Below are 14,820 nucleotides of genomic sequence, written 5' to 3'. Positions count from 1 at the left end.
ATTCTCCAGCTCCACGCCCAACGAGGGGTTGGGTCGCAGCCCCGCCTGACGGGTCGCAGCCCGCGCAGCCTCCACCCGCGCATCGGCGGCGACGGTGGAGGGATCGGCGGCGAGCGCGCGCCTCACCGCGTCGGTGAGCGTCAGGGGCGGCGCGGGCGCCTGGGCCAAGGCGGCACCGGGCCCGAAGGCGAGCGCCAGCGCCGCCAGAAGCGGCGCGGCGAGGAGCCGCGCCAGGGCGCAACTCGGACGGAAGATGGGCATGAGGTCTCTCGAAGCACGGTGAAACAGCGCGCGTGGCGGGGCCTCGCGCGGTCAGGCGTTCAGATCGAGAGCGGCTTTGGAGGTCGTTCGAGTCGGGCGCTCAGCCAGGACTCGGGCCCGTCGGCGAGCGGTACGTCCAGAGCAGCGCCGGTCGCCAGGATCAGCGCCGGCAGTCGCTCGGCCTCGAGCGCGGCGAACTGCGAGGCCTCGCCCGCGTGGTGGTGACTGCGGACCCCGTCGTCCGGGGCCTGGTCGCCGCTGTCCGGCCGCCCATGGTCGTCGTCGCCAGTCGCCGCCGCGTGGTGGTCGCCATGATGGTCGGCGTCGTGATCATGGTCGTGGTCGAAGGACACCGCGCCGGCCAAGGCGTTGGGCGCGTGCTCGACGCCCAGGGCGTGCTGGACCCGGTCGACGCTGGCCACGGCGCCCTGATGAGTCAGCACCGCCATCAACGCCAGGCAGCACATGGCGAGGAAGGATCGCAGCCGAGGCTTACGGCGGTTGAACACTGAGGCGGCAGACTCCCGAGTCCCCGACTTCTAGCAGCCCAGCCGGCCCCCGCAAATCCACCCTTCCCGCGCCCCGCCCAGCGTGCCCTTCACCGCACCTGTTCATGCGTGAGACTGCCGGCGGGCAGCGGGCACAGGATCTCCGCCTCGGGCTTCCTCAGGTCGAGCCAGTCCAAGCCTTCCTGCCGCGGCAGCACGACAATCTGCCGATCGTGATAGGGCGCGATGTCCGGCCCCGGCGAGGTGGTCAGCATGGCGAAGGCCCCCTCCTTCACCAGGCCCGCGATCCAGAACCATGGCTCGCCGGCCAGGGTGAACAGGTGCTTGTCCTTCAGCCTCTGCTTGAGGTCGTCGGGCGTGGTGAACTCGTAGAAGCCGTCTGACGGGATCAGGCAGCGGTCACTTTTGGCGAAGCTGCGTCCCTCGGAGCGGAAATTGAACACCGGCTTGCCGCTCGACGACTTCCAGGCCCAGGGCGTCACCGAGAGCTTCACCCCCTCCGAACTCCCCCGGATGATCGGTGCCGTCTGGTTGGGCCGGATGTCGTCATACGGCGGGTAGTTCGGGGTAGCATCGCCCGCGAAGCGCAACGGGATCTTCAGCTGGCTGAACTCCTCCCGCAGGGTGTCCGGCGACTTCGTGTAGCGGTAGTCGTTGCACATCCCACGCTAACGCGGGCGTTGGGCGCGAGTCGCACTTGCTCAGGATCTGTCGGCAAGCACCTACTCGCCGACGTCCTCCGCCCTTCTGCCTGGATAGAACGGCCGTTCCTATTGTGCTGCTGACAAATTCACCCACAGCTTACATTTGGGCTACTGGTTGACGAATCGGCGAAATTGCCCACGAATGGAGCTCTGAGACGGAGCGACCATGACCCCTTGGGAACACCACCCTGCCCTCGACCGCGATCGGCTAATCATGATCGGCAAGCTGATCGAGCGGGGGCGCAACCATGCGCTCGATCGTTTCGACCCCGCCATCGGCTGCACTCCCTGGACGGTCGGATGCGAAGCCTTCGCCTTCCAGAAATCTGAGATCGAGACCGCCGCCCTCGACGCGGACTGGCTTGAGATTCTCGATCCCTCAATGCAGTTCGTATTCAGCATCGGCGGCGTGCCCGTGCGATTTTATCGCGGCGAGCCGGACGATCCCACCACCCGAACTCTGAAGCAGTCGTTCTCCGAGTTGAAGCAGCGGAGCCTCTTCGGGGCGGACGAGCTGGTTAAACTCACCTCGGAGCCAGCCTACCGCTTCGCCATCGAAACCGACGTGGACGGTGCGCTGACGGCGATCACCTTCGTGGTGCTTGCTGGCGAGACGCCGGTGCTGACGTGGCAAGTCCCTCTGGACGAACCTGTCACGAAGGTTTCGCCACTCTGGGTCAAGGGCAGCGAAGGTGTGGAGCTTCCGGCTCCGGCCGTTGGAATCGCAGCAAGGAAGAAGAAGGACGGCACGACCGAATGACAGTCCGTTCGGTCAGCATCTCGACAAGAGGCGGCCGCTAGGCCGGCCGAATATGGAAACGAAAGCGAAGATCGCGGGCGAGCAGTTGCGGCTCGCTCGGCTAGCTCGTGGCTACTCCCTTGAAGAGATTGGCGATCGCGTGGGCGCCACGCGTCAGTTCATCCATCAACTTGAGACCGGCGCGCGATCGGCGTCGGACGACCTGATCGCCGCTCTCGCCGATGAGCTTGGCGTCACGCCCGCCTTCTTGGGCGAGCCGATTCCCTCAACGGTTCGGCCCGAGCAGTGCCACTTTCGGGGTCACATCACGCGGCCGGCCTCCATCACGAGCCAGGTGCTGGCTCGGGGAACGCTCCTCGATAAGTTCGTGGCTGCGATCGAAGAGCATCTGGAGCTGCCTGAGGTCTCCTTTCCCGACCTGCCCGCGGCCTCGGCCGAGGAAATCGAACAGGCCGCCGAGGAGGCCCGCCGCTACTGGGGACTCGGCACAACAGGGCCGATCACCAGCATGATGCGCGTTGTGGAAAACGCTGGCGCGGTGGTGACTTACTTCGGCGATTTGTCCGAGCGTGTGGACGCGTTTTCGATGGATCGGCGGCGGCCGGTTATCGTGCGGAGCTCCCTCAAGGAAAGCCTCTGCCGGCAGCGGTTCGACTTCGCCCATGAGTGCGGACACTTGATCATGCACCGCGGCATCCAGACGGGAGACCGCGCAACGGAGGATCAGGCGCATCGGTTCGCCAGCGCGTTTCTCTTTCCACGCGGTGCTGTGCTCAGGGAATTTCCACGTGGGCGAACGATTAACTGGCGTGCGCTCTTGCAGCTCAAGCTACGCTGGAAGATGTCAGTCCGCGCCATCGTCCGGCGCGGCTACGACCTTGGGATGCTCTCCCCAGCCCAATACCGAACGGCCAACATCCATCTCGTGAAAACCGGCCAGGCAAAAATCGAGACCTACGACGCCGACGGGACTCTACCGATCGAGCAGCCGGAACTCCTGCCGTCGGCGATCGCAGCCCTTGAAAGCGCGGTCCCTGGCGGCGCTGTGGCCCTTGGTAGGCAGGTCGGCTTCGGCCTCGCGATGCTGGAGCTCGTGACGGGGGCGAGCTTCGCAGATCCAGAGCCACCGCCATCGCTCGACGACCCGAAGGTGGTGCGGCTCCGCCCGATCTAAGGTACGCACGAAGCGGAGCGAACTTTAAGAGAACCGCGTCAGGTCAGCTTTGGCCCGGGATGTCGCAAATTCGCCGAGAGCGGTTCTCAAAGTCGCGCTTAGCTTGAGGCCTTGCCCGCTATCTCGACTCCCGAGTGGGCGCATGATCGTAGGTGCTCGCCCCGGCAGCTGTCCGATCGTATCTGATTAGCGCAACCAAGACTGAGAATCGCATTGAACGCCGTCGAGATCGAGGAAGCTGTCTCCGCACTGGCCCGTCAGCCGTTCGACGCGGACGAGTTTCCGTACGCCTTCCTCCAAGCGTTCGGGCGCAAGGACGTCGAGCTGAAGCGGCTCCGCAAGAACAATACGTCCGACGTGGCCGGCGGCGTTCTCCGGCGGGACAGCATTCACATGGCGGTGGTGGCGCGGGGCGAAGCGGGTGTGGCCTTGACGGCGCTGCGCGAGAGCCCGAAATCGGCGGCTAACCGGGTCAAATTTCTGTTCGCCACCGACGGCGACGAAGTCCAGGCCGAAGAGACCGCCACGGGTGACTTCCGCAGCTTCCCGCTGACCGAGCTCGACCGGCATTTCGGCTTCTTCCTGCCGCTGGCCGGCATCTCGGCAGTGCGGCAGATCAAAGATAACCCGATCGACGTCAGGGCCGTCGGGCGGTTGAATAAGCTGTATCTGGAGCTCCTGCGCGAGAACCCCGACTGGGAAGAGGAAGCGAAGCGGCCGGAATTGAACCGCCTGATGGCGCGGCTGGTGTTCTGCTTCTTCGCCGAGGATACGGGCATCTTCATGGGGGAGAGCCTGTTCACCAGCACAGTGCGCCAGTTTAGCGAGGACCGCAGCGGCGTGACCAACACCGATCAGGTGCTGGCCCAGCTCTTCTTGGCCATGGCCACGCCCACCCAGCACGACGGCAGGCCGGACGGCCGCTATCGCCAGTCGGCGGGCGTTAAGGGCTACGCCGACGCCTTTCCATACGTCAACGGCGGATTGTTCAGCGATGCCGGCGAGGTGCCCCGCTTCACCCGCGCCGCGCGCAACTACCTACTTCACGCGGGCGAGCTGGACTGGAAGGAGATTAACCCGGACATCTTCGGTTCGATGATCCAGGCAGTCGCCGACGACGCCGAGCGCGGCTCACTGGGAATGCACTATACCAGTGTGCCCAACATCCTGAAGGTGCTGAACCCGCTGTTCCTGGACGGGCTGAACGAGGCTCTGGCCGAAGCCGGCGATAGCGTGCGTAAGCTCCGGGCCCTGCGGCGACGCATCGGCCGCATCCGGGTATTTGATCCCGCCTGCGGCTCGGGAAACTTCCTGGTCATCGCCTATCGGCAGATGCGCGACATCGAGCACGAGATCATCAAGCTCACGGGCGACGATCCGAAGTCGGTGATCCCGCTCACCAACTTCTACGGCATCGAAATCAAGGGCTTCGCCGCTGAAATCGCCCGTCTGGCGATGCTAATTGCGGAGTTCCAGGCCGACGCACGGCTGATCAGTCAGCAAGCGGCGCGGTCAATGGTATTGCCGTTGCATCGCACGGGGCAAATCCGAGTGGGCAACTCGCTACGGGTGGACTGGCGCGAAGTCTGTCCCCCCGCCACTCCAGTGATTGAGGAGTGGGATCTTGGGGGTCCGACGGGGCGTTTGGCATTAGAGCAGAACGGACTTGGCGGGACTGTAGAGGCCGAGACATATATCTGCGGTAACCCGCCATATATGGGCGGGAAAAAGCTAAATGCGTTGCAGAAGGAAGATATGGCCATCGTTTTCGAGAGCGATGATAGTCATCGTAATCTCGATTACGTCTGCGGCTTCGTCATGAAAATGTGCCGCTATCTCGGAACGCGAGATAAGGGTGCATTGGTTACAACTAACTCTATCAACCAAGGCACGCACGTCCCTAGCCTTTGGCCAAAACTATTTCAGCTAAATGTCGAACTTGAATTCGCATATGAACCATTTAAATGGTCCAATAGCGCGCAAAATAACGCGGGAGTTTCTTGTACGATACTTGGCTTTCGCAAGATTGATTCCGCACCAAAGATAATTTACGAACGGGACGCGATGCGGCAGGTGGCCAATATTAGCCCCTACATCGTGGCCTCGCCGAATATTATTGTGACGCCTGAATCCTCTCGGCAGGATGACTTGTCGCCGATGATCACCGGGAACGCCGCATACGATGGCGGGAACCTCTTTTTGTCGCCTCAAGAAGCACGTGATCTAATCACCCGATATCCTGAGTTAGCTGCCAAGGTTCGGCCAGTCACGGGGACAAGTGAGTTTATCGACGGCGTCCGGAGATTTTGCCTCTGGTTCGAAGATGACGATCTACGTTTCGCTCAGAACCATCCGGCTACATCGGGCAGAATCGAACGTGTGCTCGCGGCACGCCAGGGAGGCGGCGAAGTTGCTGCCACGCTCACAAGGCGGCCCCACCAATTCCGATACAGAAATCGGTGCATGAGGCACCAAGTCCTCATTCCTCAGGTGTCATCTGAGCGTCGCGAATATCTTCCGGTTGGCTACCTTGATGATAGCTACATCATCAGCCACCTTGCTCATGCGATCTACGATGGAAGCCTCATCGACTTTTCCATATTGGCATCCAAAATTCACTTAGTGTGGATCTCTACCGTATGCGGAAGACTTGAGACCCGACTCCGCTACGCTAGCAACATTGGCTGGAATGCATTCCCGGCTCCAGTCTTAACGGCGCAGGACAAAGCTGACCTCACCCGCTGCGCGGAGGACATCCTGCTCGCCCGCGAGGCGCACTTCCCGGCCACCATCGCCGACCTTTACGATCCGGAAGCTATGCCCGCGGACCTACGCCGTGCCCACGAACGCAATGACGAGACGCTGGAGCGCATCTACATCGGCCGCCGGTTCCGCAACGACACAGAACGGCTGGAGCATCTCTTCGCGCTCTACGCGAAGATGACCGTTTCTGGCGCAGTGTCGGCTAAGAAGGGAGCTTCCAAGCCGGCGCGCAAGACGCGCTCTCCTGAGAAGGCCGCCTAACCATGCCGACCGGTGAACGCGTCTCCGCCGTTTCTGTCACAACCGCTGCCAGCGGCGCTTCGACGACACCCAACGAACTCGGCATGCGGGCCATGCAGCAGAAGGTGTGGGCGCACCGGGGCGCGCAGTACCTACTAATCAAGTCCCCCCCGGCGTCGGGGAAGTCGCGCGCGCTGATGTTCGTAGCCCTGGACAAGCTGACCAATCAGCACGTGAAGCAAGCGATCGTGGTGGTGCCTGAACGCTCCATTGGCGGCAGCTTCGCCGACGAGACCCTGACGCGGCACGGCTTTTGGGCGGACTGGACGGTGCGTCCCCGCTGGAACCTATGCAACGTACCAGGTGCCGACGAGGCGCCGGTCGCCAAGTCAAAGGTGAAGGCTGTCGCGGAGTTCCTGGAGAGCGAGGACAAGGTGTTGGTCTGCACCCACGCCACCTTCCGCTTCGCCTTCGATGACCTCGGTGCCGAAGCTTTTGACCAACGCCTGGTGGCCATCGACGAATTCCACCACGTCAGCGCCAATCCCGACAATCGCTTGGGCGCGCAACTTGCCGATCTCATCGCCCGTGACCAGGCTCATGTGGTCGCCATGACTGGCTCCTACTTCCGCGGTGACGCGATGGCCGTGATGGCGCCGGGCGACGAAGCCAAATTCGAGACCGTCACCTATACCTACTACGAACAGCTCAACGGTTATCAGCATCTCAAGACGCTGGATGTCGGCTACTACTTCTATTCCGGCCCGTATCTTGACGACATCATGAAGGTGCTTGATCCCGACAAGAAGACGATCGTGCACATCCCCAACGTCAACGCCCGCGAAAGCACAAAGATCGGTAAGACGTCCGAGGCCAACGCCATCATGGATGCGCTCGGAACCTGGGACGGCGAGGACGAGGTCACCGGCTTCCACCGCATCATCCGCCCCAACGGCCGCGTGCTGAAGGTGGCGGATCTAGTCGACGATGATCCGGTGAAGCGGGACCGCATCGTCTCCGCGCTGAAGGACCCGAGCCAGCGAAACAACCGTGACCACGTCGACATCATCATCGCGCTGGGCATGGCCAAAGAGGGCTTCGACTGGATTTGGTGCGAGCACGCTCTGACTATCGGCTACCGCTCTTCACTGACCGAGATCATTCAGATCATCGGCCGTGCTACCCGGGACGCCCCCGGCAAACCGCGCGCCATGTTCACCAACCTGATCGCCGAGCCCGACGCCAGCCAGGAGGCGGTGCTTGAGGCGATCAATGACACCTTGAAGGCGATCGCTTGCAGCCTGCTGATGGAGCAGGTTCTGGCGCCGCGCTTCGACTTCACACCGAAGAACGAGACCTCGAAGGCCAAAGAGGGGTTTGACTATGGCCAGGGCGGCTACCAGGACGACCGCACTAACGTCGGAGTCAGTGAGGACGGCAGCCGCTTCCACATGGAAATAGCCGGCCTTGCCGAGCCCAAGAGCCCCGAAGCGACGCGCATTTGCCGCGAAGACCTCAACGAGGTGATCGCCGCGTTCGTCCAGGATAAGCGCACGGCCGAACGCGGCCTCTTCGACGAAGAGACTGCTCCACAGGAGCTGACCCAGGAACGCATGGGCAAGATCGTGCGGGACAAGTATCCCGATCTTACCTCGGATGACGTCGAGGCCGTCCGCCAGCACGCCATTGCCGCCCTGAATGTCACTCAGGAGATCAAGCGGCGGCTGGCGGGCGAAGACGGTGAGCCTCGCTCCAATACCGCCTTCATTGATGGCGCTCGCCGGTTCGCGCTCTCGGTGACCACCCTCGACATCGACATGATCGACCGCGTGAACCCCTTCTCAGTCGCCTATTCTGTCCTGTCTAAGGCGCTGAACGAAGGGACGTTGAGGCAGGTGAAGGCGGCCGTGGAAGCCCGCAAGGCGACCTTCACCGAGGAGGAAGCGCGCGATCTCACCCGCCGTGCGGTGCAGTTCAAGCGCGAACGAGGCCGCGCGCCGGACATCAACGCCGCCGACGCATGGGAACAGCGTATGGCCCAGGGCGTGGCCGCTTTCGCACGAATGCAAGCGCAGGTCGCCCGTGGTTAATCGGCCCGTCATCCAGCAGACCGACGAGGAGATGCTGGCGGAGCTTGGCGCCCTCGCCGAAATGAAGGCCGTGCACACTCACACGGCCGAAGAAGAGCGGGTGATCGCGGGGTTCGAGGACATCCTGAAGTTCGTCACGACACACGGCCGCCCCCCGCTTCATGGCGAAGACCGCGACATCTTCGAACGGCTTTATGCGGTCCGCCTCGACCGGCTGCGCGAACAGACGCGGTTCCACGATCTGCTGGCTCCGATGGACGAGTATGGGCTGCTCAGGGCGAGCGAAGACGACTCTGCGGCGTTGCAGGACTTGGACGACGACGCACTCCTGGCCGAACTCGGATTGGGCGGCGATGATCCCGACGCCATCACGACGCTTCGGCACGTGGCTCCACGGAATATGATCAATGCGGCAGATGAGGTCGCGAGCCGCTCCCCTTGCCCTGACTTCGCCGACTACAAGCCGCTGTTTGATCAGGTGCGCGAGGATCTGCGCACCGGTGTGCGCCAAGCCCGCAAGTTCGTGCGGGATGCCTCGATCAAGCAAGGTGAATTTTTCATCTTGGGTGGCCAACTCGCCTATGTCGCCTTCGTCCCGGACGAAATGGACACCGAGCACGGCCACCGAAATGGACGGCTGCGCGTCATCTTCGACAACGCCACGCAAAGCGAAACCCTGCTCAGATCCTTCCAGCGTGCGCTTTATAAGCCCGAGCTAGACGGCCGGCGTATCTCAGACCCAGAACTGGGCCCACTGTTCGGTTCCGAACCGGAAGACGGCGATGTCGAGAGCGGCACGATCTACGTGCTGCGGAGCCGTTCCGACCACCCGTTCATCGCCGCACATCGGGACGTCATCCACAAGATCGGCGTCACCGGAGGGCGGGTCGAGACCAGACTCGCCGGCGCGGCATCCGATCCGACCTACCTGATGGCACCCGTCGATGTGGTCGCGACCTACAAACTTTCAGGGATCGACCGGAGGCGTCTCGAAGCGATTTTCCATCGCGTCTTCGCTACCTCGCGACTGGACCTTGCGATACCTGACCGCTTCGGCGGTTCAGCGCGTCCAAGAGAGTGGTTTCTCGCCCCTCTTCCAGTGATTGATGAGGTCGTCACCCGAATCCGAGACGGCTCGATCACCGATCTGACCTACGAGCCGGCAACCGCTTCACTGGTTAAGTCCGGCTGAACCCATCTCGTTATGCGGACAACGGGGCAGAGGCTTAGCGGGACTGCATGGGGTAAGTCCGTTCCATCCGCACTGCCGACCTTCGCCCGACCAAAGCGGGCACTTCCAACAGGGGAAGAGAGTCAGCCTAGGCCGATTTACGCGCCAACGGCGCCGTTCCTACTACGCAGCTGCGCGCCCCCTTCCCTACCTTCGGCCGGTGCGATTCCCTGAACTCAGGTCAGGAGAATTGCTGATGTCCACCGACGTCTCCGCTGCACCGATCGCGTCAACGCAGCGCTACCGGCGGACAGTCCGCCGCGCTGAGCTTCGCCGTATCGTGCCGTTGGCCGACACGACCATCTACGAACTGGAGCAACGCGGGGAATTCCCGCGTCGATTCAATCTGACGCCCCGGTGCGTCGTCTGGGACCTGGCGGAGGTGGAAGCGTGGATCGATGAGAGGCGGCGGGCATCAGACGCGTCCCTCGTCGCTAGGTCGCCCTGTCCTGACGTTCGCCAGCGGCGCGCGCGGCCGGTTAGACAGTAGCTTCTAGCGGGCCCAGCTCCATACTCGGCGGATAAAGCGTCGGCGCGCGCTTCCGGCCATCAACCCAGGCGTCGACCATGTGTGCCCACTCTTGAAGCATGTGCCGCCGCTGCGGCTCGTATTCGGCCTTGTTGTAGACGCCGCGAGACGAGCGGCTGTCCTCGTGAGCCAACGCCTTCTCGATCCAGTCCCGGTTGAAGCCGAGTTCGTTCAGCAAGGTCGAGCCGGTCCGCCGCAGGTCATGAACCGTGAAGGGCTCGAGCGGCAGCCCTTCCTTCTTCGCGCGTTCCGCGACCGCCGTCGTGATGCGGTTGAAGGTAGCCCGCGACATTGGTGCGTCGGCGTCATACCGAGACGGAAGCAGAAACCGCGAATTTCCAGCGCAGGTCTTAAGCGCGATGAGGATGTCGAGGGACTGCTCCGACAGATACACGTTATGGGCCTTCGAGCGCTTCATCCGCTCCTTGGGAATGGACCAGACCGAGTTCTCGAAATCGACCTCGTCCCAGGTGGCGTCCTGCAGCTCGCTCTTCCGAACCATAGTGAGCAGGATCAGCTTCAGTCCCAGCCGGATGGTGGGCAGCGTCGGCACATGCTCCAGCTGCTTGAGCATGATCCTGATCTCGGTCGGTGAGAGGGCGCGGTCCTTCGCCACGAAGGTTGCGATCGAGGCCGGCCCGACTTCGTCAGCCGGATTACGGATCTTCTCACCATGGAGGATCGCGAAGCCGTAGATCTGCTTGAGGATGTCCCGGACGTGAATCGCCGTTGCCGGGGCACCGCGCCCTTTGATCTTGGCGCACAGTGCTCGCAGGTCGTCCGGCGTGATCTCCGACAAGAGGCGATTGCGAAAGGCCGGAAGCAGATCGCGTTCGAAGATCGAGCGCCGCATCGCCCTCGTGCTGTCCGCCATGGGCGCCTCCTTGAACCAGCGCTCCCCGAACTCGCCGAAGCTCTTCGCCTCCAGAACCCGTCGCTTCTCGCGTTGTTTCTCCTGCGCCGGCGAGAGCCCGTCTGCGACGGCTCGCCGGGCGTCCAGGCACTTCTCGCGCGCTCGCGCCAGAGACAAACCTGACGGGCCGTACTTGCCGATCGTCAGCGTCTCGCGCCGGCCATTCAGACGGTAGTCGTACCGGAAGGTGATCGACCCTGATGTGGTGACGTGGACGTACATGCCGTCGCGGTCAGCGACCTTATACGCCTTCTCCTTGGGCTTGAGGTTCTTGAGCGCTGTGTCGGTAAGCACGGTAGGCTCCAGAGAATACCGTCACCCCTCTTGGAGCGACTCCGGTCACCGGTTTTCCGTTGTATTTCCGAGACTTCCCGTCTCAGAAATACCGTCACGCGGTGGTTTCCAGATGACGGTATCGCTGGTGCACCAAGCGGGCAAGCGTCGGGGGCGCCGTCATGGCTACCGCCAGAACGAACCGCTGCTCCCCGATAGATGCCGATAGATTCGGACAACAATCACGTTTTTGTTCAATCACTTACGTGAGCTTGTCGGGCTCCTACGATAGTCCCTGAAGGCTATCGGATCATTCCCACTCGATAGTGCCCGGCGGCTTCGAGGTCACATCATAGACTACGCGATTGATACCTTTGACTTCATTGATGATCCTGGTCGCGGCGCGGCCCAGGACCTCCCACGGGAACTCGAAGAAGTCGGCGGTCATGCCGTCTGTCGAGGTCACGGCCCGCAGGGCGCAGACCTCGTCATAGGTTCGCGCATCGCCCATCACGCCGACGGTTCGCACCGGCAACAACACGGCGAACGCCTGCCAGATCGCGTTGTAGAGGCCGGCCTTGCGAATCTCGTCGAGGAACACCGCGTCCGCTTTCTGCAGCACGGCCACCTTCTCGGCCGTCACTTCGCCGGGAATGCGGATGCCCAGGCCCGGCCCCGGGAACGGATGGCGGCCGACGAACGCCGGCGGCAGGCCGAGCTCGACGCCCAGCACGCGAACCTCGTCCTTGAACAGCTCGCGCAGCGGCTCGACCAGCTTCAGCTTCATATAGTCCGGCAGGCCGCCGACGTTGTGGTGGCTCTTGATCACCGCCGAGGGGCCGCCCTTGGCCGACACGCTTTCGATCACGTCGGGATAGAGGGTGCCCTGAGCCAGGAAATCCGCCCCGTCGATCTTCGCCGCCTCGCGATCGAACACCTCGACAAAGACCCGTCCGATGGTCTTGCGCTTGGCTTCAGGGTCGCTCACTCCCTTGAGTTCGCCGAGGAATTCCTTCGACGCGTCAACGTGGATCAGCGGGATGTTGTAGTGATTGCGGAACAGCGAAACGACCTGCTCGCCCTCGTCCAGCCGCAGCAGGCCGGTGTCGACGAACACGCAGGTCAGCTGATCGCCGATCGCCTCGTGTAGCAGCACCGCGGCCACGGAAGAGTCCACGCCGCCGGACAGGCCGCAGATGACCTTGCCGCCGCCCACCTGGGCGCGTATGCGGGCCACCGCCTCGGCGCGGAACGCGGCCATGGTCCAGTCACCCGACAGTCCGGCGATGCGGTGGGTGAAGTTGCGCAGGATAAGCGCGCCGCGCGGCGTATGCGCCACCTCGGGGTGGAACTGCACGCCATAGAACCGGCGGCCCTCATCGGCGATGGCGGCGAACGGCGAGCCTTCGGACACGGCGATGGTCTCGAAGCCGGGCGGCAGGGCGGTGACCTTGTCGCCGTGGCTCATCCACACCGTCTCGCGATGACCCTGGGCGCCCAGGCCTTCGAACAGCGGGCTGTCGCGCACGATCTCGATCTCGGCGCGGCCGAACTCGCGGGTTTGGCCGGGCTCCACAGCGCCGCCCAGCTCCGCACACATGGTCTGTTCGCCGTAACAGACCCCCAGCACGGGCACGCCCAGCTCGAACAGCCGCTTCGACGCCGCCGGACTTTCGGCCTCATGCACGCTGGAGGGTCCGCCCGAGAGGATCACCGCCCTCGGGCGCATGCCGTCCAGCGCCGCCTCGACGCGGTCATAGGGGTGGATCTCGCAGTAGATGCCGCTCTCGCGCACCCGACGTGCGATCAGCTGGGTCACCTGGCTGCCGAAGTCGACGATCAGGACGGGCTCATGGGTGGATTCGGTCATGGGCTCCTTGCGGTCAGGCTTTGGGGTCGGAGGCGCGCTCCAGCACCGCGACGAAGAAGCCGTCGGTGGCCGAAGTCCGGGGCGAAAGTCGAAGATAGCCTTGCGGCGTCAGATATTGCGTCAGCGCCGGATCGGCGCTGGCCGGTCGCGCGCGATACGCGCCGTTGCGCGCCAGGAACGCCGCCACGCGGTCCTCGTTCTCCTGCGGAAGCACCGAGCAGGTCACATAGATCAGGCGCCCGCCGGCCTTGGCGAAGGTCGCGCCCATGTCGAGCACTGCGTCCTGATCGGCCATGCGGCGCGCCAGCGTCTCCTCGCTCAGCCGCCACTTGGTGTCGGGATGACGTCGCCACGAGCCCGAACCGCTGCAAGGGGCGTCGATGAACACCACCTCCATGCGGCCCTCGAGGCCAGCCAGGGGATCGGGGTTCACCGGCGAGCGGATCTGCAGGTTGCGCACCCCGGCGCGGTCGGCGCGACGGATGGTGTCGGCCAGCCGGCGGGCCTCGGAGTCGTAGGCGTAGATCTGGCCGGTGTTGGCCATGGCCGCGGCGAGCGCCAGCGTCTTGCCGCCGCCGCCGGCGCACAGGTCCAGCACCTGCTTGCCCTTGATCTCGCCGGCCACGGATGCGGCGATCTGCGAACCCAGATCCTGCACCTCGAACCAGCCCTTGGAGAAGGCGGGAATCGTTTCCACAGAACCTGCCCGCTCTGCCGGATCAGGCGCGGCGATGCGCAGCGCCGTGGGCAGCATCTCCACCGTCTCGGCGTGCAGCGGGGTCAGCGCCTTCAGCGCGCGCACCGGATCGGTCTTCAGCGTATTGATCCGCAGATCCACCGGCGCGCGTTCGGCGAGCGCTGCGCCCTCCTCGGCCCGCGCCTCGCCGAAGGCGCGCTCGAAGCTCGCGTCCAGCCAGTCCGGGTAGTCGCCGCGCACGGCGGGCGACGCCTCGCTCAATGAACGTGGGGTCTCCAGCGCCGCAAGCTCCTCGAGGCTCAGCGCGCCAGGTCCGTGCTCGCCTTCACAGGCGGCGGCGATGCGGTCCAGGGGCCATCCCCAGTCGAAGTGCAGCGCGGCCAGCGCGCCGGCGCGCGGGGCAGCCTCGCCCATCCGCCAACCCAACGAACGGCGGCGGCGAAGAACGTCCAGCACCAGGCCGGATATCCACGCGCGGTCCTTTGAACCGGCGAAGCGCGAAGCCTCGCCCCAACCCTTCAACGCCAGGCGCGCAGGGCGGTGACGTGTTTCGATGTCGGTCAGGATCTCGATGCTTGCGGCGATGCGCCCGCCGTCACGCAATGGCCGGCCTCACAGGAAGATCGCCGCGGTGACCATCAACAGCCCGACCATGCTGACGCCCCAGACCATTGAGCGAACGATCGGCACGCCGGCGGCGTACAGCGGCACGTAAACAGCGCGGCCCGCCACGTAGAGCCCAGCGCCCCACAGCGTCGTACCGCCCAGCTTGCCCGCGAGATAAGCTGCGAGCAGCGCCGCGGCGA

The 14,820-nt window shown here is 64.0% G+C and carries 12 protein-coding genes and 1 pseudogene; 6 read left to right on the top strand and 7 right to left on the bottom strand.

Going from position 1 to position 14,820, the window contains the following annotated elements:
• From Q8M88_RS11600 to Q8M88_RS11590, 3 genes and pseudogenes are all read right to left on the bottom strand, one after another.
• Nucleotides 1-261 (bottom strand): annotated as a pseudogene (locus tag Q8M88_RS11600) (TolC family protein); the annotation flags it as partial.
• Nucleotides 262-320: 59 nt separating this feature from the next.
• Nucleotides 321-710 carry a hypothetical protein gene (locus Q8M88_RS11595; protein ID WP_305597315.1) on the bottom strand — a complete coding sequence of 130 codons (390 nt, stop codon included), beginning with the start codon at nucleotides 708-710 and terminating at the stop codon, nucleotides 321-323.
• 149 nt (nucleotides 711-859) lie between these two features.
• Complete coding sequence (locus Q8M88_RS11590; protein ID WP_305597314.1) at nucleotides 860-1,432, bottom strand: SOS response-associated peptidase; 573 nt, start codon at nucleotides 1,430-1,432, stop codon at nucleotides 860-862.
• Nucleotides 1,433-1,640: 208 nt separating this feature from the next.
• Here Q8M88_RS11590 and Q8M88_RS11585 point away from each other — a divergent pair, with 208 nt between their 5' ends.
• The 6 genes from Q8M88_RS11585 to Q8M88_RS11560 all read left to right on the top strand — a co-directional run bounded on the left by Q8M88_RS11585 (nucleotide 1,641) and on the right by Q8M88_RS11560 (nucleotide 10,222).
• Nucleotides 1,641-2,234, top strand: coding sequence for a hypothetical protein (locus Q8M88_RS11585; protein WP_305597313.1), 594 nt, complete (start codon nucleotides 1,641-1,643; stop codon nucleotides 2,232-2,234).
• Between the two features lie 52 nt (nucleotides 2,235-2,286).
• The gene (locus Q8M88_RS11580; RefSeq protein WP_305597312.1) at nucleotides 2,287-3,408 is read left to right on the top strand and encodes an XRE family transcriptional regulator; all 1,122 of its coding nucleotides are present in this window, start codon (nucleotides 2,287-2,289) and stop codon (nucleotides 3,406-3,408) included.
• A gap of 213 nt (nucleotides 3,409-3,621) precedes the next feature.
• Nucleotides 3,622-6,432, top strand: coding sequence for a DNA methyltransferase (locus Q8M88_RS11575; protein ID WP_305597311.1), 2,811 nt, complete (start codon nucleotides 3,622-3,624; stop codon nucleotides 6,430-6,432).
• 2 nt (nucleotides 6,433-6,434) lie between these two features.
• The gene (locus tag Q8M88_RS11570) at nucleotides 6,435-8,501 is read left to right on the top strand and encodes a DEAD/DEAH box helicase (protein WP_305597310.1); all 2,067 of its coding nucleotides are present in this window, start codon (nucleotides 6,435-6,437) and stop codon (nucleotides 8,499-8,501) included.
• Complete coding sequence (locus Q8M88_RS11565; RefSeq protein WP_305597309.1) at nucleotides 8,494-9,693, top strand: GIY-YIG nuclease family protein; 1,200 nt, start codon at nucleotides 8,494-8,496, stop codon at nucleotides 9,691-9,693. The genes Q8M88_RS11570 and Q8M88_RS11565 overlap by 8 nt, the downstream gene beginning before the upstream one ends.
• 235 nt (nucleotides 9,694-9,928) lie before the next feature.
• On the top strand, nucleotides 9,929-10,222 hold the full coding sequence (locus tag Q8M88_RS11560; protein WP_305597308.1) for an AlpA family transcriptional regulator: 294 nt from the start codon (nucleotides 9,929-9,931) through the stop codon (nucleotides 10,220-10,222).
• Here the strand turns inward: Q8M88_RS11560 and Q8M88_RS11555 are convergent.
• From Q8M88_RS11555 to Q8M88_RS11540, 4 genes are all read right to left on the bottom strand, one after another.
• On the bottom strand, nucleotides 10,212-11,468 hold the full coding sequence (locus tag Q8M88_RS11555) for a tyrosine-type recombinase/integrase (RefSeq protein WP_305597307.1): 1,257 nt from the start codon (nucleotides 11,466-11,468) through the stop codon (nucleotides 10,212-10,214). The genes Q8M88_RS11560 and Q8M88_RS11555 overlap by 11 nt on opposite strands.
• A 289-nt stretch (nucleotides 11,469-11,757) precedes the next feature.
• Nucleotides 11,758-13,317, bottom strand: a complete 1,560-nt coding sequence (guaA, locus tag Q8M88_RS11550; RefSeq protein ID WP_305597306.1) for a glutamine-hydrolyzing GMP synthase — start codon at nucleotides 13,315-13,317, stop codon at nucleotides 11,758-11,760.
• 13 nt (nucleotides 13,318-13,330) lie between these two features.
• The gene (locus Q8M88_RS11545) at nucleotides 13,331-14,617 is read right to left on the bottom strand and encodes an RsmB/NOP family class I SAM-dependent RNA methyltransferase (RefSeq protein ID WP_305597305.1); all 1,287 of its coding nucleotides are present in this window, start codon (nucleotides 14,615-14,617) and stop codon (nucleotides 13,331-13,333) included.
• Nucleotides 14,618-14,626: 9 nt separating this feature from the next.
• A partial coding sequence (locus Q8M88_RS11540; RefSeq protein ID WP_305597304.1) for an MAPEG family protein occupies nucleotides 14,627-14,820 on the bottom strand: 194 nt, incomplete at its 5' end.

The sequence above is a fragment of the Phenylobacterium sp. genome (genome assembly GCF_030693805.1).
GTDB lineage: Bacteria > Pseudomonadota > Alphaproteobacteria > Caulobacterales > Caulobacteraceae > Phenylobacterium.
The sequence above is the reverse complement of the archived record's forward strand: the minus strand, read 5'-3'. Positions and strand labels throughout refer to the sequence as shown.

Bases quoted from the DNA above. Each gene is read 5' to 3' on its own strand.
- Q8M88_RS11595 (WP_305597315.1), bottom strand. From the start codon at position 710: ATGGCGGTGCTGACTCATCAGGGCGCCGTGGCCAGCGTCGACCGGGTC.
- Q8M88_RS11590 (WP_305597314.1), bottom strand. From the start codon at position 1,432: ATGTGCAACGACTACCGCTACACGAAGTCGCCGGACACCCTGCGGGAG.
- Q8M88_RS11585 (WP_305597313.1), top strand. From the start codon at position 1,641: ATGACCCCTTGGGAACACCACCCTGCCCTCGACCGCGATCGGCTAATC.
- Q8M88_RS11580 (WP_305597312.1), top strand. From the start codon at position 2,287: ATGGAAACGAAAGCGAAGATCGCGGGCGAGCAGTTGCGGCTCGCTCGG.
- Q8M88_RS11570 (WP_305597310.1), top strand. From the start codon at position 6,435: ATGCCGACCGGTGAACGCGTCTCCGCCGTTTCTGTCACAACCGCTGCC.
- Q8M88_RS11560 (WP_305597308.1), top strand. From the start codon at position 9,929: ATGTCCACCGACGTCTCCGCTGCACCGATCGCGTCAACGCAGCGCTAC.
- guaA (WP_305597306.1), bottom strand. From the start codon at position 13,317: ATGACCGAATCCACCCATGAGCCCGTCCTGATCGTCGACTTCGGCAGC.